The sequence below is a fragment of the Rhodopseudomonas sp. WA056 genome, from assembly GCF_010906995.1.
GTDB lineage: Bacteria > Pseudomonadota > Alphaproteobacteria > Rhizobiales > Xanthobacteraceae > Rhodopseudomonas > Rhodopseudomonas palustris_G.
On the sequence record NZ_QPFS01000036.1, the window covers coordinates 1 to 22,636 of the forward strand.

Below are 22,636 nucleotides of genomic sequence, written 5' to 3' on the forward strand. Positions count from 1 at the left end.
GCACAAGGTGCTGAGGATCGACAGCCGGTCGCGGGTCGAGGTGACGCGGCAGCCGCCCGCGCGCGGCGACGGCAGCCAGCCCTGGGAGCCGGTGCGCGATGCCGCGCTCACCAGCCGGAGCCTCGGCGCGTCCTCGCCGGTCGGCTACGTGTTTTCCAGCCCGCTGGTGCCGATCCTGCCGGCGGTGACGCGCTATGCGGCGCACAGCTTTCCCCCTGGTCGCGGCGTGCTCGCCGGCGCCGCCGAACTGATGCGGCGGATCCGCACCGAATTCCGCTACGATCCCAAGGCGACGGTGATCTCAACCCCGCTGGCCGAAGTGTTCGAGAAGCGCCACGGTGTCTGCCAGGACTTCGCCCATGTGATGATCGCCGGCCTGCGCGGTCTTGGGCTGCCGGCCGCCTATGTCAGCGGTTATTTGCGGACCTATCCGCCCGAGGGGCAGGAGCGGCTGCAGGGCGCCGACGCCACCCACGCCTGGGTCTCGGTGTGGTGCGGCAACGAACTCGGCTGGATCGGGTTCGATCCGACCAACGACCTGCTGGTCGGCACCGATCATATCGTCCTGGCGGTCGGCAGGGATTTCTCGGACGTCTCGCCGGTGGATGGCGTGATCGTCGGCTCGCGCCGGCAGAAGCTCTCGGTTGCGGTGGACGTGATACCGATCGAGTAACCAATCGGACAGCCGTTGGTCGTCTCGCAGGTTCGGTCCCGATCCGACTGCTGCAAAAATGGCAACTATGCCAGTTAGTTATGGATTCTCCCGTCGATCGACTGGTAACAACCCGAGGTGGTTGTTTAACACTACGTTCGCGTTTGAGCGTCAGGGTGATTGCGTCAGGAAGCCCCGAGCCCTTCTCAGGAGGACACACTCCATGAACAAGCACATCATCGCCATCGCCGCCGCGACCGTCACGGCTTTCGCCGCCGCTCCCGCGATCGCCGAAGCCAGCAAGGATGATGCCGTCGCGATGGTCAAGAAGGCCGTGGCCGCGATCAAGTCCGACGGTGCGGACAAGACTTACCCGGCAATCAGCGATCGCGCCGGCCCGTTCGTCAAGGATGATCTCTACGTCGTGGTCTATCAGCTCGACGGTAAGGTGCTGGCGCACGGCGCCAATGCCAAGTTCATCGGCAAGGACATGATCGAAGCACAGGATGTCGACGGCAAGCTCTACGTCAAGGAGCGTGTCGAACTCGCCGCCAAGCAGCCGTCGTTCTGGCAGGATTACAAATTCGTCAATCCGGTCAGCAAGAAGGTCGAACCCAAGGAGATGTACTGCGAACGGCTCGACAACACGGCCGTCTGCGCGGGCGTCTACAAGATGTGACGTCTACCCTCGTCACCCTCGAACGCTGCTGAATCGATATCGGGACATCGTTGATGAAAAGCTGGATCAAACACATCGGTTTGTCGTGGAAGGTCCAGCTTGCTCCGGCATTTCTCGTCGTGGTGATGATTGCCATCGGGGCGTTCGCGCTGCAGTCGCTGCGCACCAACCAGCAGAACGTCGACAGGCTGGTGTCCGGGCCGGTCAGGCTGTCGGAGCTCGCCGCCGATCTCAACAATATCGCCTGGACCGCGCACGCCAAGCTGTACCGGATGGCCGCGACTGCGGCGAACGAGACCGACGCGGCCAAGCTGACCACGGTCATCAAGGAAGCCGCCGCCGGAATCGGCCAGATCCCGACCGCGCTCGGCGAGGTCGAGAAGGCGATCGGCGCCGACGCCGCCAAGCCGGCGTTCGAGAAATTGAAGGCGGCGGTCGCCGCCTATCAGAAGCAGGCCAGGAACGCGATCGAGATGGCTGACGGTGACGCCGGCTCGGCGATGCTGTTCATCAAGAGCGCGGAGAAGAGTTTCGGCGAGATCGACCGGCAGATCAGCGATCTCATTCTGTCGACGGCCGACATGCGCGACCGCGAGATCGCCCAGACCGGCATCGCGCTCGATCGCGAGCAATGGGTGCTCGGCAGCGTGCTGGCGGTGGCGTCATTGGTCGGTGTCGCGTTCTCGTTCCTGATCGGCCGCGGCATCGCCCGCCCGGTGGTGGCGATGAGCGGCGCGATGCGCGAGCTGGCGTCCGGCAATTTCGAGGTGCAGTTGCCCGGGCTCGAACGCGGCGACGAGGTCGGCCAGATGGCCCGTGCGGTGGAGGAGTTCAAGGTTCAGGCGGTCGCCAAGGCCGAGCGCGAGCAGGTCGAACGCCAGCGTCAGGATCGCGAGGCCGCCGATGCCCGGCGCGCCGAGCTGCGTCAACTCGCCGACAGTTTCGAGGCCGCGGTCGGCCAGATCGTCGAGCAGGTCGGCATCGCGTCGCAGGCGCTGGAAGCCTCCGCCGGCGCGCTCGCCAAGGGCAGCGCCGAGACCCAGCAGCTTGCCACCACGGTGGCGGCTGCATCGTCGCAGACCTCGAACAACGTGCAGTCGGTGGCGTCCGCCACCGAACAGATGACCGCTTCGGTCGAGGAGATCAGCCGCCAGGTCAGCGAGTCCCGCAAGATCGCCGACCAGGCGGTGCAGCAGGCCGAACAGACCGATGCGCGGATCGCCAAGCTGGCGCAGGCCGCCGCCCGGATCGGCGACGTCACCCAGCTCATCACCACGATCGCCGGCCAGACCAATCTCTTGGCGCTCAATGCCACCATCGAATCCGCCCGCGCCGGCGAGGCCGGCCGCGGCTTCGCCGTGGTGGCGCAGGAGGTCAAGGCGCTGGCCGAGCAAACCGCGAAAGCCACCGACGAAATCAGCGCGCAGATCGCCGAGATGCAGGCCGCAACCCAGGAGTCGGTGGTGGCCATCAAGGAGATCGGCGGCACCATCGGCAAGATCGCCCATATTTCCTCGACCATCGCGGCGTCGGTCGGTGAGCAGGGCTCTGCCACCCAGGAGATCGCCCGCAGCGTGCAGCAGGCCGCGATCGGCACCAATCAGGTTGCGGCCAGTATCGGCAACGTCAACCGCGGCGCCGCCGACACCGGGGCGGCATCGGACGAGGTGCTGACCTCGGCACAGATGCTGTCCGGCGAGAACAACCGGCTACGCGCCGAGGTGGCTAAATTTCTCGCAACCGTGCGGGTCGCCTGACGCGCACGGCTTTGCTAGCCTCCGGCCTGCGCTGCGCTCGCAGCACCCACGCCGGGGACGCCATGATCTATAGCCACAGCATCGGCAACGTCTCGTTCGTGTTCGAGGATCTGCGCGACCTGCTTGCCAAGGCGAGCCCGCCGCGCTCCGGCGATCGTCTCGCCGGCATCGCCGCCGACAGCGCCGAGCAGATGGTCGCGGCGCGGATGGCGCTGGCGAACCTGCCGCTGCGGCAATTCCTGTCCGAAATGGTGGTCCCGTACGAAGCCGACGAAGTGACGCGGCTGATCGCCGACCGTCACGACGCGACGGCGTTCGCGCCGGTGGCCTCGCTCACCGTCGGCGGCTTCCGCGATTGGCTGCTGTCGGACGCCGCGACGCCTTCGGCGCTGGCCGCGCTGGCGCCGGGGTTGATGCCCGAAATGGTCGCCGCGGTGTCGAAGCTGATGCGCAATCAGGACCTGATCCTGGTGGCGAAGAAGTGCAGCGTGGTCACTCGTTTCCGCAACACCATCGGGTTGCCGGGACGGATGAGCGTCCGGCTGCAGCCCAACCATCCGTTCGACGATGCCCGCGGCATCACCGCATCCATTCTCGACGGCCTGCTGCTCGGCGCCGGCGACGCCTGCATCGGCATCAATCCGGCCAGCGACGATCCGGCGGTGCTCGGCCAGTTGGTGCGGCTGCTCGACGACATCATCGCGCGATTGGCGATCCCGACGCAGGGCTGTGTGCTCACCCACGTCACCACCACGCTGCGGCTGATCGAGCAGGGCGCGCCGGTCGATCTGACGTTCCAGTCGATCGCCGGCACGGAGGCGGCCAATCGCAGCTTCGGCATCGATCTGGCGCTGCTGGCGGAGGCGCATCAGGCGACGCTGGCGCAGAAGCGCGGCACGGTCGGCGACAACGTGATGTATTTCGAGACCGGCCAGGGCTCGGCGTTGTCGGCCAATGCGCATCACGGTGTCGATCAGCAGACCTGCGAGGCGCGCGCCTACGCGGTGGCGCGGGCGTTCTCGCCGCTTCTGGTCAACAGCGTTGTCGGCTTCATCGGCCCGGAATATCTGTACGACGGCAAGCAGATCGTGCGCGCAGGCCTCGAAGATCATTTCTGCGGCAAGCTGCTCGGCCTGCCGCTCGGCGTCGACATCTGCTACACCAACCATGCCGAAGCCGATCAGGACGACATGGATACGCTGCTCACGCTGCTCGCAGCCGCCGGCGTCAATTTCATCATGGGGGTGCCCGGCGCCGACGACGTGATGCTCAACTATCAGTCGACCTCGTTTCACGATGCGCTCTATGTCCGCGATCTGCTCGGATTGAAGCGCGCGCCGGAATTCGACGACTGGCTGGTGCGCGCCGGTTTCGCCGGCCCCGATCGTCGCCCGTTGACCGATGGTGCCCTGCTGCCGGAAATCGCCGCACGGCTGATTGCCTGATCGTGTCCTCGACCGAAAACCGGTCAAGAAACGCTGGCCGCTCGATTGCGGTCGTGGTTAGATCGCGCATCGCGCGCCTGATCCGGGCGAGATTTTTGCAGCCGCGGGGAACCGGTCGGAAGTCGCGCAGTTGTATTGGACTTGCCGTTTTGGGGCCGGCGGTCGAACCGTGCCGACGATCGCCGCAACCAACACGGACAGCGTGTCGTTCGCGGGGAAAGTTCGATGAAAGCCGAATCCGGGCAGACCAGTCGTCGTATTCTGTGTGTCTTCCCGCGTTACACCAAGTCGTTCGGTACGTTCCAGCACTCCTATCCGTTGATGGACGGCGTCGCGGCGTTCATGCCGCCGCAGGGGCTGCTGCTGATTGCCGCCTATCTGCCGGAGGAATGGTCGGTCCGCTTCGTCGACGAGAACATCCGCCCTGCCAGCGACGACGATTTCGCCTGGGCCGATGCGGTGTTCGTCAGCGGCATGCATATCCAGCGGCAGCAAATGAACGACATCTGCAATCGGGCCCACGCCTTCGATCTGCCGGTGGCGCTCGGCGGCCCGTCGGTCAGCGCCTGCCCGGACTACTATCCGAATTTCGACTATCTGCATGTCGGCGAACTCGGCGACGCCACCGACCAACTGATTGCCAGGCTGGCGCACGACGTGGCGCGGCCGAAGCGGCAGATCGTGTTCACCACCGAAGACCGCCTCGACATGGCGCTGTTTCCGATCCCCGCCTACGAGCTGGCGGAGTGCAGCAAATATCTGCTCGGTAGCATCCAGTATTCGTCGGGCTGCCCGTATCAGTGCGAATTCTGCGACATTCCCGGTCTGTACGGCCGCAACCCGCGACTGAAGACGCCGGAGCAGATCATCACCGAACTCGACCGTATGGTCGAGTGCGGCATTCGCGGTTCGGTGTATTTCGTCGACGACAATTTCATCGGCAACCGCAAGGCGGCGCTCGACCTCTTGCCGCATCTGGTCGAATGGCAGAAGCGCACCGGCTTCGCGTTGCAACTCGCCTGCGAGGCGACGCTGAACATCGCCAAGCGGCCCGAGATCCTCGAACTGATGCGCGAAGCGTATTTCTGCACGATCTTCGTCGGCATCGAGACGCCGGACCCGACCGCGCTGAAGGCGATGCACAAGGACCACAACATGATGGTCCCGATCCTGGAAGGCGTGCGCACCATCGGCAGCTACGGGATCGAGGTGGTGTCGGGCATCATTCTCGGGCTCGACACCGACACGCCGCAGACCGGCAACTTCCTGTTGAAATTCATCGACCAGTCGCAGATCCCGCTGCTGACGATCAATCTGCTGCAGGCGCTGCCGAAGACGCCGCTGTGGGACCGGCTGGAGCGCGAGGGCCGGCTGGTGCACGACGAGTCCCGCGATTCCAATGTCGACTTCCTGATGCCCTATGACGACGTAGTGTCGATGTGGAAGACCTGCATGACCCGCGCCTACCAGCCGGCGGCGCTATTGGCGCGTTACGACCATCAGATCCGCAACGCCTATACGCACCGGCTGAAGCTGCCGGCGACGCCGCAGCGGGCCTCCAAAGCCAATATCAAGCGCGCCCTGGTGATGTTCAGGAACATCGTCTGGCGGATCGGCATCAAGGGCGACTACAAGGCGTCGTTCTGGAAGTTCGCGCTGACCCGGCTGGTCCGCGGCGAGCTCGAATATTTCCTGTCGGTGATGGTGGTGGCGCACCATCTGATCATCTACGCGCGCGAGGCCTCGCACGGCAACGCCAACGCTTCGAACTACTCGCTGCGCCTGCGCGAAGCCGCGGTGCCGGCCGAGTAGGACCGATGAACTCTCCCGCCACGCCACCGCGCTCGCTCGCCGAGTTGCGCTCTCTCACTCCGGCCCGCGTCGCGCTCGGCCGCGCCGGCGCCAGCCTGCCGACCGAGGCGCTGCTGGACTTCACTCTGGCCCACGCTCGCGCCCGCGACGCGGTCCATGCCGTATTCGACGCCGGTGCCATCGTGAGCGAGTTGCAGACGCTCGGCTTGCCGGCGCTCCAGGTCGCCAGCCGTGCCGGTGATCGGCGAGAGTACCTTGCCCGGCCCGACCTCGGCCGACAGCTCGATCCGGCGTTGCGCGCAGTCCTGGACGGAGCGGCGAAGGCCGCCGATGTCGCGCTGGTGATCGGCGACGGCCTGTCGCCGGTCGCGGTGGCGGCGCAGGCGGTCGCGGTGGTGCGGCATCTGCTGCCGCGGCTGGTCGCGGCCCGGATCGGCATCGGGGCTGCGGTGGTCGCCACCGGCGCCCGGGTGGCACTCGGCGACGAGATCGGCGCCGCGCTCGGCGCCCGGCTGGTGGTGGTGCTGATCGGCGAACGCCCCGGCCTGTCGGCGCCGGCCAGCCTCGGCGCCTATCTGACGTTCGGCCCGCGGCCCGGTCTCACCGACGCCGACCGCAACTGCGTGTCGAACGTGCACGCCGCCGGGATTTCGCCGGACGAGGCGGCGCACAAGATCGCCTGGCTGGTGCGCGAGGGACTGGCCCGGCAGGCGACCGGCATTGCGCTCAAGGACGAAAGCGGTGACCCGGTGCCGTCACTGCCGCCGCCTTGATCGGCCGGCGGGAAAACTCGCCTCTGCGCCGCGAATCTGGTGCATTCCGGTTCCAAGCCGCGACCGCAACGGCAAATTGCCGTCGCGAGCTTCTGCGCAGGGTGAACTGCCGTTGTCTTCCGGACAAATCGGCGGTCGGGCGACCGTGTCGCATTGGTGCCGGGAAGTTTCGCTACGACGGCGAGCGATCGACAGGACGGATAGCGCATGCTGGATAGAAACGTGAACCACGCCGAAGCCGCGGCCTCGAAACGGCAGCGGCTCAGCATCGCATTCGGCATCGAACGACTCGGGCTGATCCCGCTGCGCGCGCCGGTGGTGTCCTGCATCGTCCTGCTGGCGCTGATCGTCGGTGCGGTGTTCGGCATCGAGCGGATCAAGATCGACGATTCACTCAGCCAGTTGTTTCGCTCCGACACCAAGGAGTTCAAGCAATACGAGGAGGTCACCCAGCGCTTCCCCTCGACCGAGTTCGACGTACTGCTGGTGGTCGAAGGCAAGGAGCTGCTGGCGCGTGACAATCTGGAAAAGCTGCGCGACACCGTCACCGATCTGCAACTGATCGACGGCGTCCGCGGGCTGATCTCGCTGTTTTCGGCCAGACAGGCGCCCGAGCCCGGCAAGCTGCCGGCGGCGCTGTTTCCGCCCGATCTGCCCGAAGGCGAAGCCTACGATCAGTTCGTCAAGACGGTGAAGACCAACGAGATCATTCGCGGCAAGCTGTTGTCCGAGGACGGAACGCTGGCGCTGGTGGTGCTGTCGCTCGATCCCAAGGTCGTGGCGGACAACACCAGGCTGCGCGCCACCATCGGCGAAGTCCGTAAAGTCATGGCCGACGATCTCGACGGCTCGGGGCTCAGCCGGCAATTGTCCGGCGTGCCGGTGATGCAGCTCGAAATCCGCAACGCGGTCGAGCGCGACGGGCTGATCTACAACATCGCCGGCATCCTCGCCGGCTGCGTGATTGCCATCCTGTTCTTCCGCAAGGTCTCGTTCATGATCGCGGCGGCGTTTCCGCCGCTGCTGGCGATTCTGCTGGCGCTCGGCGTGCTCGGCTGGGCCGGTTTCAGTCTCAACATGTTCCTCAACGTGATGACGCCGCTGATCATGGTGATCAGTTTTGCCGATTCGATGCAGCTCACCTTTGCGGCACGGGACCGGTTGATCGCCGGCGAGGACAAATACACCGCATTCAAGAACGCGGTGCTGGTGGTCGGCCCGGCCTGCGTGCTGACCCATGCCACCGCCGGCATTTCCTTCATCGCGCTGCAGTTTTCCAGTTCCGATCTGATCCGCGCGTTCGGTGAGGCCGGCCTGCTCGCCACCGTGCTGGCGCTGGTGGCGGTGCTGACGCTGGTGCCGGTGTTCGGCGTGCTGCTGGTGCGCCACGAGGAAGCCTTCGCGGCCAAATTCCAGAGCGCGGATCTCGGCGTCAACGTGCTGCGGCGGTTCTGCGCCTTCATCGCGGTGCGGATGGTCGGCCGCCCCGGGCTGTTCAGCCTGCTGGCACTGCTGGTGGTCGGCGGGCTGTCGGTGATCTACGCCAATCTGGAGCCGCGCTACCGTCTGGCCGATCAGGTGCCCGACAAGGAGCAGGCGATGCAGGCCAGCGACCGGCTCGACGCCAAGCTCACCGGCGCCAATCCGATCGACGTGCTGATCGAATTCCCCAAGGGCGAGACGCTGTATTCGCCCCGGACCCTGCAGATCATCGCGGAGGTCCACGCCACCGTCGAAAAGCAGGCGGGCGTCGGCAACGTCTGGTCGATCGAAACGCTGCGCCGCTGGCTTGCCGAGAAGGCGCATACCACCAGCGTCGACACGCTGAAGGAATATGTCGACCTGCTGCCGCCGAACCTGGTGCGTCGCTTTCTGTCCGAGGACCAAACCGCGGTGGTGGTCTCGGGCCGCGTTCCGGATCTGGATTCCAGCGAAATCCTCCCGGTGGTGCAACGGCTCGATCACGCGCTCGACGCGGTCCGCGCGGCCAATCCGGGTTACGAGGTCGCGGTCACCGGCCTGTCGGCGATCGCCGCGCGCAACAGCGCCGATATGATCTCCAAGCTCAACCATGGCCTCACCATCGAGTTCGTGATGGTGGCGGTGTTCATCGGCCTCGCGTTCCGCTCGGTCGTGGTGATGCTGGCCTGCCTTCTGCCGGGCATCTTCCCGGTGGTGCTGTCCGGCACGCTGCTGTGGCTGATGGGGGAGGGGCTGCAATTTGCCAGCGTGGTGGCGCTGACGGTGTCGTTCGGCCTCGGCCTCTCGGCTACCATTCACTTCCTCAACCGGCTGCGGCTGGAGAGTACGCCCGGCGTCAGCGCCGGGCTTGCGGTCGAGCGCGCTACCGTGCTGGTCGGTCCGGCGCTGATCCTCACCACGGTGGTGCTGGCCTGCGGGCTCGGCGTCACGGTGTTCTCGGACCTGCCGTCGCTGCGGCTGTTCGGCTGGCTCAGCGCGTTCGCGATGGTGGCGGCGCTGATCGCCGACCTGTTCATCCTGCGCCCGACCGCGATGTGGCTGATCAGCGTCGCGCACCGGCTGCGCGGCGGCAGCCATCGCGCCGGACCCGTTGTGTAGCTTCAGCCGCGCTGCCCAAACCAAAGCCCCCGGATCGCACGATCCGGGGGCTTCGTCGATTGGATCTGTGTCGTGGGTGTCGTCAGCCGCGAGTCATCGAGATGTTGACGCCGCGGATCTCGCCCTTCGAGCTGATGCCGACCGACTGCTTGTTACCGCGGGTGGTCAGCGAGATGCTGGCGGCGAAGCCGGCGGCTTCGACGAAGACTTCAATGTGGCCGCCGCCGGCCTTGCCCTGCAGGCTGCCGTTGACGTTGCGGCTGGCCTCGCTCCAGTTGCCGGAGATGCGGTCGCCGCTGGAGACCACGTTACTGGACAGGTCGAACTTGTAGCTGTCGCTGGCGCAGCGCAGCGTCTGGGCCAGTTCGTTGCCGCCGCCGGCGACCCGATAGGTCGCCTTGCAGCGGATCCGCTCCTTCGAACCGTCGGACAGCGCCACGGTGCCGGTACCCGACCACGATCCTTCGAACCCGGCGAACGGCCCTGAGTCGGCCGACGCCGCCGATGCCGACAGCATCAGCGCGGCGCCGATGCCGGCTGCCTTCAACGCGTGCAGGGAGGAAGTGGTGGAACGAAGCAGGCTCATTCTGGCCATCCTTGGAAATCGCTGTGGTGACGGCGTCGCGTCACGTCCGCTGGTTAGTGTGTTCGCCTCACGGCAGGTTCAATTCAAATAGTAACGCCGCGCCCGCACACCAAGGCGCGTCCTCGCGCTGTTCCGCCCGCGCTGCCGCGGAACTATCGCATTTGCATCAAATCGGCAACGATCGGCAAAAAAGCGGCAGGTATTTCAGGCTTTCTCCACGCCCGCGCGGACGGCAGGTGCGCCGGCGCTAATTTGGCCGTATTTGTCACCTTGATCGACACATCATGCCGTTGTGCCGATCGAGCGCCGCTCTTGTCAGATGGCGCGGTTGATGTGATCGAGAACGGGTTTCGACCCCCAGCCCATATCGAAGGAAGACAATGCAAAAGACCTTGGTTGCGCTCGCGTTGCTGCTGGTTTCGATGTCGTCCGGCGCCAATGCCCAGCAACAACAGCGCAGCGGCACCGATGCCGAACAGAAGGCCTGTTCGCGCGATGTGTCGCGTTTCTGCCGCTCCGTGATGGAGCAGAGCGATCTGGTGATCCTGTCCTGCCTGCAGCAGAATCGCGAGAAGATCAGCAAGGCCTGCAACCAGGTGTTGGTCAGCCACGGCCAGTAGGCGCGGGGACGACCGTCCGGCCGGCGCGTTGCCGGTTCATCCGGGCGGTGCGAGAGCGACCGGGGCGGATCTGCCGCGCCGACATCGCCCGTCAAGATCGTTGGTTTAACCGGCGATTTCCCTGTATATGGCGTCGCGAACGCTGCGCCCGGCCCGGCCGGGTGCGGGCGTTCGCCTTTTTTCGTCTTCAAACCAAGTGTTTAGCCAGCCGATGACGTCTGCGAGCGAACTCCGATCGGGCAAGACCCACCGGGACGAGAATTTCCCGGTCGCGTCGTGGATCATCCATCCGCGGCACCGCGACCTGATTCTGGCGTTCTACAATTTCGTCCGGACCGCCGACGACATCGCCGATCATGCGATGCTCGATGCCGGCACCAAGCTGGAATATCTCGACCTGCTCGAGGCCGAACTGCTCGGCCGCGGCGAGACCCAGGCCGAGGCGTTGCATCTGAGACGGGCGCTGGCCGAGCGCGGTATGCCGCCGCGCCATGCGCTCGATCTTCTGACCGCGTTCCGGATGGACGTCACCAAGCTGCGCTACGAAGATTGGGACGAGGTCATCCACTATTGCCGCTACTCGGCGATGCCGGTCGGTCGCTTCATGCTCGATGTGCATGGCGAAAGCACCGCGACCTGGCCGGCGTCCGACGCGCTGTGCGCGGCTCTTCAGATCAACAATCACCTGCAGGATTGCGGCAAGGATTATCGCACGCTCAATCGCGTCTATCTGCCGCGCGACGTGCTCGACGCCGTCGGCGCCAAGGTCGAAGAGCTCGGACTGCCCAAGGCGTCGCCGGCGCTGCTGAAGTGCCTGCACGGGCTGGCGGCGCGCACCGCCTCGCTGCTCGGCGACGGCCGGCCGCTCGCCGCCGAGATCAAGGATTTCCGGCTCGGCCTCGAAGTCTCGGTGATCCAGGCCTATGCCGATCGCATCGTGCAGATGCTGCAGACCCGCGATCCGCTCAGCGAGCGCGTGCATCTGAAGCCGATCGAGTTCTCGACCGCCAGCTTTGGGGCGATCGGTGCGGAGATCGTCCGCCGCAGCTTCCGAAAGGGGCCGGTGTCGCATCCGGCGCCGCGCGCATGACCGTTCACGCCACGCCGGAGCCGGCCGCGCATCAAGGCGTCGCGCTCGGCAGTTCGTTCTACGCCGCGATGCGTATCCTGCCGCGTCCGCAGCGCGAGGCGATGTTCCAGGTCTACAGCTTCTGCCGCTTCGTCGACGACATCGCCGATTCCGATCGGCCGCGCGAGCAGCGGGTCGCCGAATTGCAGCAATGGCGCGAGGACATCGCCGCGCTGTATCGCGGCGCGCCGCCGCCGCGGCTGGCCGACTACCAGCAGTCGCTGCGCACCTTCGGGCTGAAGCGCGAGGACTTCGAGGCGATCATCGACGGCATGGAGATGGATGTCGATGCCGACATCCGGGCCCCCGACGAAGCGACGCTCGATCTGTATTGCGACCGCGTCGCCAGTGCGGTGGGGCGGCTGTCGGTTCGGATCTTCGGCCTGCCCGAGGACGACGGCATCGAGCTGTCGCACCATCTCGGCCGCGCGCTGCAGCTCACCAACATCCTGCGCGACATCGACGAGGATGCCGGCATCGGCCGGCTGTATCTGCCGAGCGAGCTGCTGCACAAGGCTGGTATCACCGCGACCGATCCGCGCGTGGTCGCGGCGCATCCGGCGCTGCCGAGCGTCTGCGCGCCGCTGGTGAATCGAGCGCTGGCGCATTTCGCCGCGGCCGACAAGGTGATGAATCGCAATCCGCGCCGGCTGGTGAAGGCTCCCCGCATCATGGGCAAATACTACTATTCGATCCTGCAGCTTCTGATCGCGCGCGGTTTCGCAGCGCCGCGCACGCCGGTGAAGCTCGGCAAGGCGTCGAAGATCGCCATCCTGCTGCAATACGCGATCGTGTGATGTCGAAAACAGTTCACGTCATCGGTGCGGGAATTTCCGGGCTCGCGGCCGCGACCCGGCTCGCCCGCGCCGGCCTCACCGTCCAGGTTCACGAAGCGATGCAGCAGGCCGGCGGCCGCTGCCGCTCGTATTTCGACGCCCAGACCGGGCTGGTGATCGACAACGGCAACCACCTGCTGTTGTCGGGCAATCACGCCGCGCGCGACTACGCCCGTGCGATCGGCACCGAGGCCGGCCTGGTCGGCCCCGAGCGCGCCGAGTTCGACTTCATCGATCTGCCGGCCGAGTCGCGCTGGCGGCTCGATCTCGGCACCGGCAAGCTGCCGCTGTGGCTGTTCGATGCGGGCCGCCGCGTGCCGGACACCTCGATCGCTGACTACCTCGGCCTGATGCCGCTGCTGTGGGCGCCGACCACCAGGCTGATCGGCGACACCATCAAGTGCTACGGCCCGCTGTATGACCGGCTGGTGGCGCCGCTGCTGCTCGCCGCGCTCAACGTCGATCCGCCGGAAGGCTCCGCCGGCCTCGCCGGCGCGATCGTGCGCGAGACCCTGCTGGCCGGTGGCCAGGCGTGCCGGCCGCTGATCGCCCGCGACGGGCTGTCGGCTGTCCTGGTGGAACCGGCGGTGGCCCAGCTCGCCGCCGGCGGTCGCGCCGTGCGGTTCGGCCACGAATTGCGGGCGCTGACCACCTCCGGCGACCGCGTCGGCGCGCTGCAATTCGGCGGAGACGATGTCGTCACCCTCGGGCCCGACGATGCGGTGGTACTGGCGGTGCCGCCGCGTCCCGCCGCCTCGCTGCTGCCCGGGCTGAAGACCCCGCAGGAATACCGCGCCATCGTCAACGCGCATTTCAATTACGCGCCGCCGCCCGGGATACCGGCCCTGACCGGGGTGATCGGCGGGGTGGTGGAGTGGCTGTTCGCCTTCCCGAACCGGCTGTCGGTGACCATCAGCAACGGCGACCGGCTGGTCGATGCGCCGCGGGAACAGCTCGCCGCCGAGATCTGGGGTGAAATCTGCAAGATCGCCCGGATCTCGGCCGATCTGCCGCCGTGGCAAATTGTCCGCGAGCGCCGCGCCACCTTCGCGGCTACACCGGCGCAGAATGCCCTGCGCCCCGGTCCGGTCACCCAATGGAAAAACCTATATCTCGCAGGCGATTGGACTGATACGGGGTTACCGGCGACGATCGAAGGATCGGTCCGGTCCGGCAACCGCGCCGCAGACCTGGCGCTGGCCGCCGGCCGCGCCTGATCCACCCCCACAACGGAGACTCAGCAGATAAAATGGATTCCGGCAGCTACGATACCGGTGTCGGGCGCAATGCGCTCGAAGCTTCGATCGATGCGGCGCGCAGCGCGCTGCTGAACTATCGTCGCGACGACGGCCATTGGGTGTTCGAACTTGAGGCCGATTGCACCATTCCTGCCGAATACGTGCTGCTGCGACATTACCTCGGCGAGCCGGTCGATGCCGAGCTCGAAGCCAAGATCGCGACCTATCTGCGCCGGATCCAGGGCGCCCACGGCGGCTGGCCGCTGGTCCACGACGGCGATTTCGACATGAGCGCCAGCGTGAAGGGCTACTTCGCGCTGAAGATGATCGGCGACAGCATCGACGCGCCGCACATGGTGCGGGCCCGCGAGGCGATCCGCTCCCGCGGCGGCGCGATCCATTCCAACGTCTTCACCCGGTTCCTGCTGACGCTGTACGGCGTGACCACCTGGCGCGCGGTGCCAGTGCTGCCGGTCGAAATTATGCTGCTGCCCAGCTGGTCACCGTTCACGCTGACCAAGATCTCGTATTGGGCGCGCACCACGATGGTGCCGCTCTTGGTGCTGTGCGCACTGAAGCCGCAGGCCAAGAATCCGAAGGGCGTCGGCATCGACGAACTGTTTCTGCAGGACCCGAAGACGATCGGGATGCCCGCCAAGGCGCCGCATCAGAACTGGGGTCTGTTCAAGCTGTTCGGTTCGATCGATGCGGTGCTGCGGGTGATCGAGCCGTTGATGCCGAAATGGCTGCGGCAGCGCGCCATCGATAAGGCGCTGGCCTTCATCGAGGAGCGGCTCAACGGCGAAGACGGCCTGGGCGCGATCTTCCCGCCGATGGCCAACGCCGTGATGATGTACGAGGCGCTCGGCTATCCCGAAGACTATCCGCCGCGCGCCAGCCAGCGCCGCGGTATCGACCTGTTGCTGGTCGATCGCGGCGACGAGGCCTATTGCCAGCCCTGCGTCTCGCCGGTGTGGGATACCGCGCTCGCCAGCCATGCCGTGCTCGAGGCCGATGGCCACGACGGCGCCAAGTCGGTTCGCCCGGCGCTCGACTGGCTGTTGCCGCGGCAGGTGCTCGACCTCAAGGGCGACTGGGCCGTGAAGGCGCCGAACGTTCGACCCGGCGGTTGGGCGTTCCAGTACAACAACGCCCATTATCCTGATCTCGACGACACCGCGGTGGTGGTAATGGCGCTCGACCGCGCCCGCAAGGACGAGCCGAACCCAGCCTATGATTCGGCGATCGCCCGGGCCCGTGAGTGGATCGAGGGGATGCAGAGCGATGACGGCGGCTGGGGTGCCTTCGACATCAACAACACCGAGTATTATTTGAACAATATCCCGTTCTCGGACCACGGCGCGATGCTCGATCCGCCGACCGAGGATGTCACCGCACGCTGCGTCTCGATGCTGGCGCAGCTCGGCGAGACGGTCCACAGCAGCCCGGCGCTGGCCCGCGCGGTCGGCTATCTGCGCGACACCCAGCTCGCCGAAGGTTCATGGTACGGCCGCTGGGGAATGAATTACATTTACGGCACCTGGTCAGTGCTGTGCGCCCTCAACGCCGCCGGCATCGCGCACTCCGATCCGATGATCCGCAAGGCGGTCGCGTGGCTGGAGTCGGTGCAGAATCGCGATGGCGGCTGGGGCGAGGACGCGGTCAGCTACCGGCTGGATTATCGCGGCTACGAAAGTGCACCCTCGACCGCGTCGCAAACGGCATGGGCCTTGCTTGCTCTAATGGCTGCAGGAGAGGTCGATAATCCTGCCGTGGCACGGGGCATCGAGTACCTGAAAACCACACAGACCGAAAAAGGACTGTGGGACGAGCAACGTTACACGGCGACGGGCTTTCCGAGGGTGTTTTATCTGCGGTATCATGGCTATCCGAAGTTCTTTCCGCTCTGGGCGCTCGCGCGGTATCGGAATTTGCAGGCCACGAACAGCAAGGTGGTAGGGGTCGGAATGTGATTTTGGGGGCAGTGGACGACCAAGCCGCGGCGCATCGCCAAGATCCGCGGCCGGTCTTGATTGTGACGGGCCTGATTCAGGAAGCACGTATCGCGGCGGGGCCGGGCCTCACCGTTATCTGCAGCAGCAGCGATCCGAAGCAATTACGCGCGATCATGGCCGATTTCGACGCATCGTCGATTCGCGGCGTGATCAGCTTCGGCGTCGCAGGCGGTCTCGATCCGTCACTCAAGGCCGGCGACATCGTTATCGCCACCGAGGTGATGGCGGGTGAACGCCGCTGGACGTCGGAAGTTGCATTGACCGACGAATTATTGCGAAGCGCCGGCGTCCGCCGGCAGCGCGTCGTCCGTGGTGGTCTGGTTGGGGTCGAGCAGGTGATCGCGGCGCGTACCGCCAAGGCGGCGCTGCGGTCGGAAACCGGCGCGGCCGCTGTCGATATGGAAAGCCACATCGCCGCCGATTACGCCGCTGCCGCCAACCTGCCGTTCGCGGCGCTGCGGGTGATCAGCGATCCGGCGAGCCGCAGCCTGCCGCAGATCGTCTCGACCGCGATCAAGCCGAATGGCGACGTCGATCTGCGCAAGGTGCTGCGCGGCATCGCCCGTCACCCGACCTCGATCCGCTCGCTGGTGTCGACCGGCATCGACTTCAATCGGGCGCTGCGGTCCTTGCGCGGTTGCCGCAGCTTCGTGCTCGACGCAGTTCTCGGCCGCGGCGGTCTTGTCGCCGAGATCTGAGCGCATTGCGTGCCGCCGGCGAGCGCGGCGCGGACTTGGCGTCCGCCGACAAGCGCTGATCGGCGCGAGTCGTGAGGCTCTTTGAGCGTCACGACTTGATCTCGTGTTTCAGCCACTCCAGGAACCTGCCGAGATAGTGCGGATCGGCGCGCAAGGTTGCTTGAGCCAAGTATTTCTCGCCCTTCACGACCAGCTCGGGGAACGGGCAGACGAGCCGCCATTCCGGCTTTCCGGGAAAGAACTCTTTCGGCGCCCACGATCGAGCCGAATCCCTCGCGCACCGCATGCATCGCAACGAACATGTGGTCGAAGCGGTGGCCGCCTTCGAACAGATGGTCGCAGGCCCGCATTCTGCAGCCAGGCTTCCCAATGCCCCGGCCGGGTGGCTGAGGTGATCAACGGAAATGCGAGAAGATCCTCCGGTTTCTCGATAGTCCTCTCCTGAACGAGATCCAGGCTGCAGATCGGCGTCAGGTGCTCTTCGAACAACAGCGGCGACGCCTTCGAAGGTGGGGCGATCTTGTCACCGCCGCCCCGCGTGATCAGGAGATCGTGCGAGGACACGTCTGGCGTTATTCACGAATTGAACGGGCGACACATGCCCAACAAAAAAGCGCGGCCCGCAGGCCGCGCATTTGATGTGTCAGCCTGTCGCCGCGATCACGCCGCGGTCGAGGTCTCCGGCTGGCGCTTGTCCTTGGCCTCGGTGGCTTCGTCGCGGCGGATCTCGGACAGCTTCTTCTCGACCTGCTCGGAGAACACGTACTGCGCCGGGCGCTGCTTGGACATGTCGATCTCCGGCGCCATCGGTCCCGATGTCCGGATGCCGCGCAGCGCCACCCAGGCCGCCTTCAGCGGGTTGTTGAGCGACGCCATCGCCGCGGTCGGCTCGTAGCCGCAATGCGCCATGCAGTCGGCGCACTTTTCGTACTTGCCGGTGCCGTAGGAATCCCAGTCCGTGGTTTCCATCAGCTCCTTGAAGGTCTTGGCATAGCCTTCGCCGAGCAGGTAGCACGGCTTCTGCCAGCCGAAGATGTTACGCGCCGGCATGCCCCAAGGGGTGCACTCGAACTCCTGGTTTCCGGCCAGGAAGTCGAGGAACATGCTGGAGTGCATGAAATTCCACTTCTTGCCCTTGCCGCGCGCGAACACTTCGCGGAACAGGTTCTTGGTCTTGGTGCGGTTGAGGAAGTGCTCCTGGTCCGGAGCCCGCTCATAGGCGTAGCCCGGCGAGATCGAGACGCCGACGCCGAGTTCCTCGGTGAAGTCCATGAACTTGGCGATGTCCTCGGCGGCGTAGCCGTCGAACACGGTGCAGTTGACGTTGACGGCGAAGCCCTTGGCCTTGGCGGCTTTGATCGCGGCGACGGCGCGGTCGAACACGCCCTGCTGCGACACCGCCTTGTCGTGGTGCTCCTTCAGGCCATCGAGATGCACCGAGAAGAACAGGTAGGGCGACGGCTCGAACAGATGCAGCTTCTTTTCGAGCAGCAACGCGTTAGTGCACAGCGACACGAATTTCTTGCGCGCCACCAGGCCGCGCACGATCTCGCCGATCTCCTTGTGGATCAGCGGCTCGCCGCCCGGGATCGCGACCATCGGCGCGCCGCATTCCTCGGCGGCGTCCCAGCACTCCTGCGCGGTCATCCGGCGGTTCAGGATCGCGTCGGGATAGTCGATCTTGCCGCAGCCGGCGCAAGCGAGGTTGCAGCGGAACAGCGGCTCCAGCATCAGCACCAGCGGGTAACGCTTCCGCCCGAGCAGCTTCTGCTTCAGCAGATAGCCGCCGATCACCAGCTCCTTGTGAAACGGTATAGCCATTACAAAATCTTCTCTTTCAAGCGCATGTCGGTTGGTACGGCTCAGGCGGTCGCCAGTTCCGCAGGCAGAACGAATTCGATGTTTTCCTCCCGGCCTGGCAGCACCGAAACGGTGACCGGACCAATCCGGCGCAGCGCCTCGATCACGTCGTCGACCAGCACTTCCGGCGCCGAGGCGCCGGCGGTGATCCCGACCGCGCGCTTGCCCTCCAGCCATTCCGGATTGAGCTCGCTGCCATCGGCGATCAGGTAGCTCGGAAGGCCGGCCTCGGTCCCGATCTCCCGCAGCCGGTTGGAGTTCGAACTGTTGTTGGCGCCGACCACCAGGATCAGATCCACCAGCTTGCTCATTTGCCGGACCGCCGATTGGCGGTTCTGGGTAGCATAGCAAATGTCGCGGGTATCCGGGCCCTGGATGTCCTGGAATTTCTCCGACAGCGCCGCGATGATGTCCTTGGTGTCGTCGACGCTGAGGGTGGTCTGGGTGATGTAGGCCACCGGGGTTTCCGGCGGCAGCGTCAGCGCCGCGACGTCCTCCAGATTCTGCACCAGCAGCACCGGGCCGGGAACCTGCCCCATCGTGCCCTCGACCTCCGGATGGCCGGCATGACCGATCAGGATCAGGGTGCGACCCTTCGACGTATAGCGCTTGCCCTGGTTGTGGACTTTGGTGACCAGCGGGCAGGTGGCGTTGAGCACCGGCAGGCCGCGAGCGGCGGCCTCTTCCTCGATGCTGCGAGCGACGCCGTGGGCGCTGAACACGGTGACCGCCTTCGGCGGCACCTCGGACAGTTCCTCGACGAAGATCGCGCCCTTCGCCTTCAGGCTCTCGACGACGTATTTGTTGTGAACGATCTCATGCCGCACATAGACCGGCGGACCGTACTTCTCCAGCGCGCGCTCGACGATCTCGATCGCACGCACGACGCCGGCGCAAAAGCCACGGGGTTGGGCAAGGAACACTTCGAGGGGGCGAACTTCAGACAAGGGGCACCACGCTCATGGTCGGTCGGTCTCCTGGAGCACGTCGTAATTCCCGTAGCATGATCTAGCTGGTATGAGGACACCCGCAACCGCAAGGGACGCAGGGGACTTATCGGCGCAGTGCAACCCATCATGCACAACGCCCTTGGCAAGCAGGCTCGGTGAGATTACTTCCGCGCACACGTCTCCCCCGGCTTGTTTTCGGCCACATTGTCCAGTCCTTGGTCGCTGAACCATCAGAAACAGTTCGAACGACTCGGAACCCGGCGGAGCGGCCGCATTTTAGGCCAGCCGGAAGCAATAGAAAGTGTTAATGTGCTGAAACTTGCCATCGTCTCCATTGTCAAAGCCAGCACTCGGGTTGCGGCTTTTACTGTGCTGATCGGCGTATTTCTCGCTGTTGCGGCCGGTTTCTATACTTACCAACATTTCGGGATCAACACCGACATCAACCATTTGATCTCGTCTGATCTCGACTGGCGCAAACGTGATATCGCGTTCGAGAAGGCGTTCGATCAGGAAAGACTGATCCTGGCGGTGGTCGAGGCCCCGACGCCGGAATTCGCGAATGCCGCGGCGGCCCGGCTCTCTGATGAATTGTCGAAGAATCACAAGAACTTCGACTCGGTGAAACGGCTCGGCGGCGGGCCGTTCTTCGATCGCAACGGACTTTTGTTCCTGCCAAAGGACGAGGTCGCCAAGGCGACCGGCCAGTTCCGGCAGGCGGTTCCGCTGATCGAGATCCTGGCGGGCGACCCGTCGATCCGCGGCCTCACCGCGGCTCTGGAAACCGGACTGCTCGGGCTGAAGCGGGGCGAACTGACGCTCGACGGCACCGCCAAGCCGTTCGATACCGTTGCGGCGACAGTCGAGGACGTGCTCGGCAGCCGGCAGGCGTTCTTCTCCTGGCGTGCTCTGGTCAATCCGGAACCGCTGACCGCCGGCGACAAGCGCGCCTTCATCGAGGTCAAGCCGATCCTCGATTTCCAGGCGCTGGAACCCGGCAAGGACGCCACTGATGCGATCCGTCAGGCGGCGGTCGATCTCAAGCTCGAGCAGGATTTCGGGGCGCGGGTGCGGCTGACCGGTCCGGTTCCGATTTCCAACGAGGAGTTCGCCACCGTCAAGGAGGGCGCCATCGTCAACGGCATCGGAACCGTATTGGTGGTGCTGTTGCTGCTGTGGCTGGCGCTGCATTCTTCCAAGATCATCTTCGCGGTCGCCGCCAACCTGACGATCGGCCTGGCGATCACCACCGCGGTCGGGTTGATGCTGGTGGATTCGCTCAACCTGCTGTCGATCGCCTTTGCGGTGCTGTTCGTCGGCCTGGGTGTCGATTTCGGTATCCAGTTCAGCGTCCGTTATCGCTCGGAACGCCACAAGACCGGCGATCTCGACAAGGCGCTGGTGCAGGCTGCGGAGTATTCGGCTGTGCCGTTGTCGCTGGCCGCGATGTCGACCACCGCCGGCTTCCTGTCGTTCCTGCCGACGTCGTACAAGGGAATCTCCGAACTCGGCGAAATCGCCGGCGCCGGCATGGCGATCGCGTTCCTGACCAGCATCACCGTGCTGCCGGCGCTGCTCAAGCTGCTGAATCCGGCGGGCGAAAAGGAGCCGCTCGGCTACGCCTTCCTGGCGCCGGTCGATCGCTTCCTGGAGAAGCATCGGATCGGCGTCATCGCCGGTACGATCGGGGTCGCGGTCGCCGGCCTGCCGCTGCTGTACTTCATGCAGTTCGACTTCAATCCGATCAACCTGCGCAGCCCGAAGGTCGAGTCGATCGCGACCTTCCTCGACCTGCGCAAGGATCCCAATACCGGCGCCAATGCCGTCAACGTGATGGCGCCGTCGGAGCAGGCGGCGCGCGACATCGAGGCCAAGCTCGCCAAGCTGCCGGAAGTGTCGCGCACGATCTCGCTCGACACGTTCGTGCCGCCCGACCAGCCGGCCAAGCTCGCGCTGATCCGCGAAGGCGCCAAGCTGTTGGAGCCCGCGCTCAACCCCGAGCAGGTCGATCCGCCGCCGTCCGATCAGGAGAACGTCGCGTCGCTGAAGAGTTCGGCCGAGGCGCTGCGCCGCGCCGCCGGCGAGGCCAGCGGGCCCGGCGCCGACGCCTCGCGCCGGCTCGCCGCCGCACTGACCAAGCTCGCCGAGGCCGATCAGGCGACGCGCGACAAGGCCCAGGACGTGTTCGTGCGGCCGCTGCTGATCGACTTCGAACTGCTGCGCAACATGCTCAAGGCCGAGCCGGTGACGCTCGACAATCTGCCCGCCGACATCGTGTCGTCGTGGAAGACCAAGGACGGCCAGATCCGCGTCGAGGTGCTGCCGAGCGGTGACCCGAACGACAACGACACGCTGCGCAGGTTCGCCGCCGTCGTGCTGCAGGCCGAGCCGCTGGCGACCGGCGGTCCGGTGTCGATTTTGAAGTCGGGCGATACCATCGTCGCCTCGTTCATCCAGGCCGGTCTGTGGGCGCTGCTGTCGATCTCGATCCTGCTGTGGATCACGCTGCGCCGGCTCACCGACGTGGCGCTGACCCTGGTGCCGCTGCTGGTGGCCGGGGCGGTGACGCTCGAAATCTGCGTGCTGATCGATCTGCCGCTGAACTTCGCCAACATCGTCGCGCTGCCGCTGCTGCTCGGCGTCGGCGTCGCGTTCAAGATCTATTACGTCACCGCCTGGCGGGCCGGCCGCACCAATCTGCTGCAATCGGCGCTGACTCGGGCGATCTTCTTCAGCGCCCTGACCACCGCGACCGCGTTCGGCAGCCTGTGGCTGTCCAGCCATCCGGGGACCGCCAGCATGGGCAAGCTGCTGGCGCTGTCGCTGGTGACGACGCTGGCGGCGGTGCTGCTGTTCCAGCCGGCCCTGATGGGCAAGCCGCGCCACATCGACGAGAGCGGCGACACCGATCTGTGAGTCGTGCCCGGCAGGGGCGTCGGCGCTGCCGGCATCCCTGCCGGGACTTCGCCGAGGCGAGGCGTTTGTTCCAGCGGCTTGCCGTTTCTC

At 65.7% G+C, this 22,636-nt stretch carries 18 protein-coding genes; 14 read left to right on the forward strand and 4 right to left on the reverse strand.

Translation table 11 applies throughout. From position 1 onward, the window contains the following. The 7 genes from DU475_RS09645 to DU475_RS09675 all read left to right on the forward strand — a co-directional run. A partial coding sequence (locus tag DU475_RS09645; protein ID WP_164631954.1) for a transglutaminase-like domain-containing protein occupies window positions 1-673 on the forward strand: 673 nt, incomplete at its 5' end. A gap of 202 nt (window positions 674-875) precedes the next feature. Further along, window positions 876-1,331 (forward strand): cache domain-containing protein, encoded by a 456-nt coding sequence (locus DU475_RS09650; RefSeq protein WP_013501364.1) that lies wholly within the window; start codon window positions 876-878, stop codon window positions 1,329-1,331. Window positions 1,332-1,384: 53 nt separating this feature from the next. Next, the gene (locus tag DU475_RS09655; RefSeq protein WP_164631956.1) at window positions 1,385-3,088 is read left to right on the forward strand and encodes a methyl-accepting chemotaxis protein; all 1,704 of its coding nucleotides are present in this window, start codon (window positions 1,385-1,387) and stop codon (window positions 3,086-3,088) included. 62 nt (window positions 3,089-3,150) lie between these two features. Further along, the gene (locus tag DU475_RS09660) at window positions 3,151-4,533 is read left to right on the forward strand and encodes an ethanolamine ammonia-lyase subunit EutB (protein ID WP_164631958.1); all 1,383 of its coding nucleotides are present in this window, start codon (window positions 3,151-3,153) and stop codon (window positions 4,531-4,533) included. 225 nt (window positions 4,534-4,758) lie between these two features. Then, a complete protein-coding gene (locus DU475_RS09665) occupies window positions 4,759-6,345 on the forward strand; it encodes a B12-binding domain-containing radical SAM protein (protein ID WP_142883213.1) in 1,587 nt (528 codons plus the stop codon). 5 nt (window positions 6,346-6,350) lie between these two features. Next, the gene (gene eutC, locus DU475_RS09670) at window positions 6,351-7,118 is read left to right on the forward strand and encodes an ethanolamine ammonia-lyase subunit EutC (RefSeq protein ID WP_164631960.1); all 768 of its coding nucleotides are present in this window, start codon (window positions 6,351-6,353) and stop codon (window positions 7,116-7,118) included. Window positions 7,119-7,325: 207 nt separating this feature from the next. Next, a complete protein-coding gene (locus DU475_RS09675; RefSeq protein WP_164631962.1) occupies window positions 7,326-9,698 on the forward strand; it encodes an efflux RND transporter permease subunit in 2,373 nt (790 codons plus the stop codon). Between the two features lie 82 nt (window positions 9,699-9,780). Here the strand turns inward: DU475_RS09675 and DU475_RS09680 are convergent, their stop codons facing one another. After that, entirely contained in the window at window positions 9,781-10,284 is a 504-nt protein-coding gene (locus DU475_RS09680) for a hypothetical protein (RefSeq protein WP_013501370.1), read from the reverse strand. 380 nt (window positions 10,285-10,664) lie between these two features. Between DU475_RS09680 and DU475_RS09685 the strand changes: the two genes are divergently transcribed. The 6 genes from DU475_RS09685 to DU475_RS09710 all read left to right on the forward strand — a co-directional run bounded on the left by DU475_RS09685 (window position 10,665) and on the right by DU475_RS09710 (window position 16,820). Beyond that, window positions 10,665-10,904: a hypothetical protein gene (locus tag DU475_RS09685; RefSeq protein WP_013501371.1), complete on the forward strand. Its 240-nt coding sequence runs from the start codon at window positions 10,665-10,667 to the stop codon at window positions 10,902-10,904. Between the two features lie 211 nt (window positions 10,905-11,115). After that, entirely contained in the window at window positions 11,116-11,994 is an 879-nt protein-coding gene (gene hpnC / locus DU475_RS09690) for a squalene synthase HpnC (protein WP_142883210.1), read from the forward strand. Beyond that, window positions 11,991-12,830 carry a presqualene diphosphate synthase HpnD gene (gene hpnD / locus DU475_RS09695; RefSeq protein ID WP_013501373.1) on the forward strand — a complete coding sequence of 280 codons (840 nt, stop codon included), beginning with the start codon at window positions 11,991-11,993 and terminating at the stop codon, window positions 12,828-12,830. The genes hpnC and hpnD overlap by 4 nt, the downstream gene beginning before the upstream one ends. Continuing rightward, entirely contained in the window at window positions 12,830-14,086 is a 1,257-nt protein-coding gene (gene hpnE / locus DU475_RS09700; protein ID WP_164631963.1) for a hydroxysqualene dehydroxylase HpnE, read from the forward strand. Before hpnD ends, hpnE begins: the two co-directional genes overlap by 1 nt. 32 nt (window positions 14,087-14,118) lie before the next feature. Beyond that, window positions 14,119-16,080 (forward strand): squalene--hopene cyclase, encoded by a 1,962-nt coding sequence (gene shc, locus DU475_RS09705; protein ID WP_164631965.1) that lies wholly within the window; start codon window positions 14,119-14,121, stop codon window positions 16,078-16,080. Beyond that, on the forward strand, window positions 16,077-16,820 hold the full coding sequence (locus tag DU475_RS09710) for a phosphorylase (protein ID WP_164631986.1): 744 nt from the start codon (window positions 16,077-16,079) through the stop codon (window positions 16,818-16,820). Before shc ends, DU475_RS09710 begins: the two co-directional genes overlap by 4 nt. Before the next feature lie 660 nt (window positions 16,821-17,480). Here the strand turns inward: DU475_RS09710 and hpnH are convergent. The 3 genes from hpnH to DU475_RS24520 all read right to left on the reverse strand — a co-directional run bounded on the left by hpnH (window position 17,481) and on the right by DU475_RS24520 (window position 20,080). Next, the gene (gene hpnH / locus DU475_RS09720) at window positions 17,481-18,641 is read right to left on the reverse strand and encodes an adenosyl-hopene transferase HpnH (protein WP_164631967.1); all 1,161 of its coding nucleotides are present in this window, start codon (window positions 18,639-18,641) and stop codon (window positions 17,481-17,483) included. A gap of 41 nt (window positions 18,642-18,682) precedes the next feature. Then, window positions 18,683-19,627, reverse strand: a complete 945-nt coding sequence (ispH, locus tag DU475_RS09725; RefSeq protein WP_013501378.1) for a 4-hydroxy-3-methylbut-2-enyl diphosphate reductase — start codon at window positions 19,625-19,627, stop codon at window positions 18,683-18,685. A 279-nt stretch (window positions 19,628-19,906) separates the two neighbouring features. Then, window positions 19,907-20,080 carry a hypothetical protein gene (locus DU475_RS24520; RefSeq protein WP_349644174.1) on the reverse strand — a complete coding sequence of 58 codons (174 nt, stop codon included), beginning with the start codon at window positions 20,078-20,080 and terminating at the stop codon, window positions 19,907-19,909. Here DU475_RS24520 and hpnN point away from each other — a divergent pair. Next, entirely contained in the window at window positions 20,000-22,546 is a 2,547-nt protein-coding gene (gene hpnN, locus DU475_RS09730) for a hopanoid transporter HpnN (protein WP_349644173.1), read from the forward strand. The genes DU475_RS24520 and hpnN overlap by 81 nt on opposite strands. Window positions 22,547-22,636 lie beyond the last annotated feature (90 nt).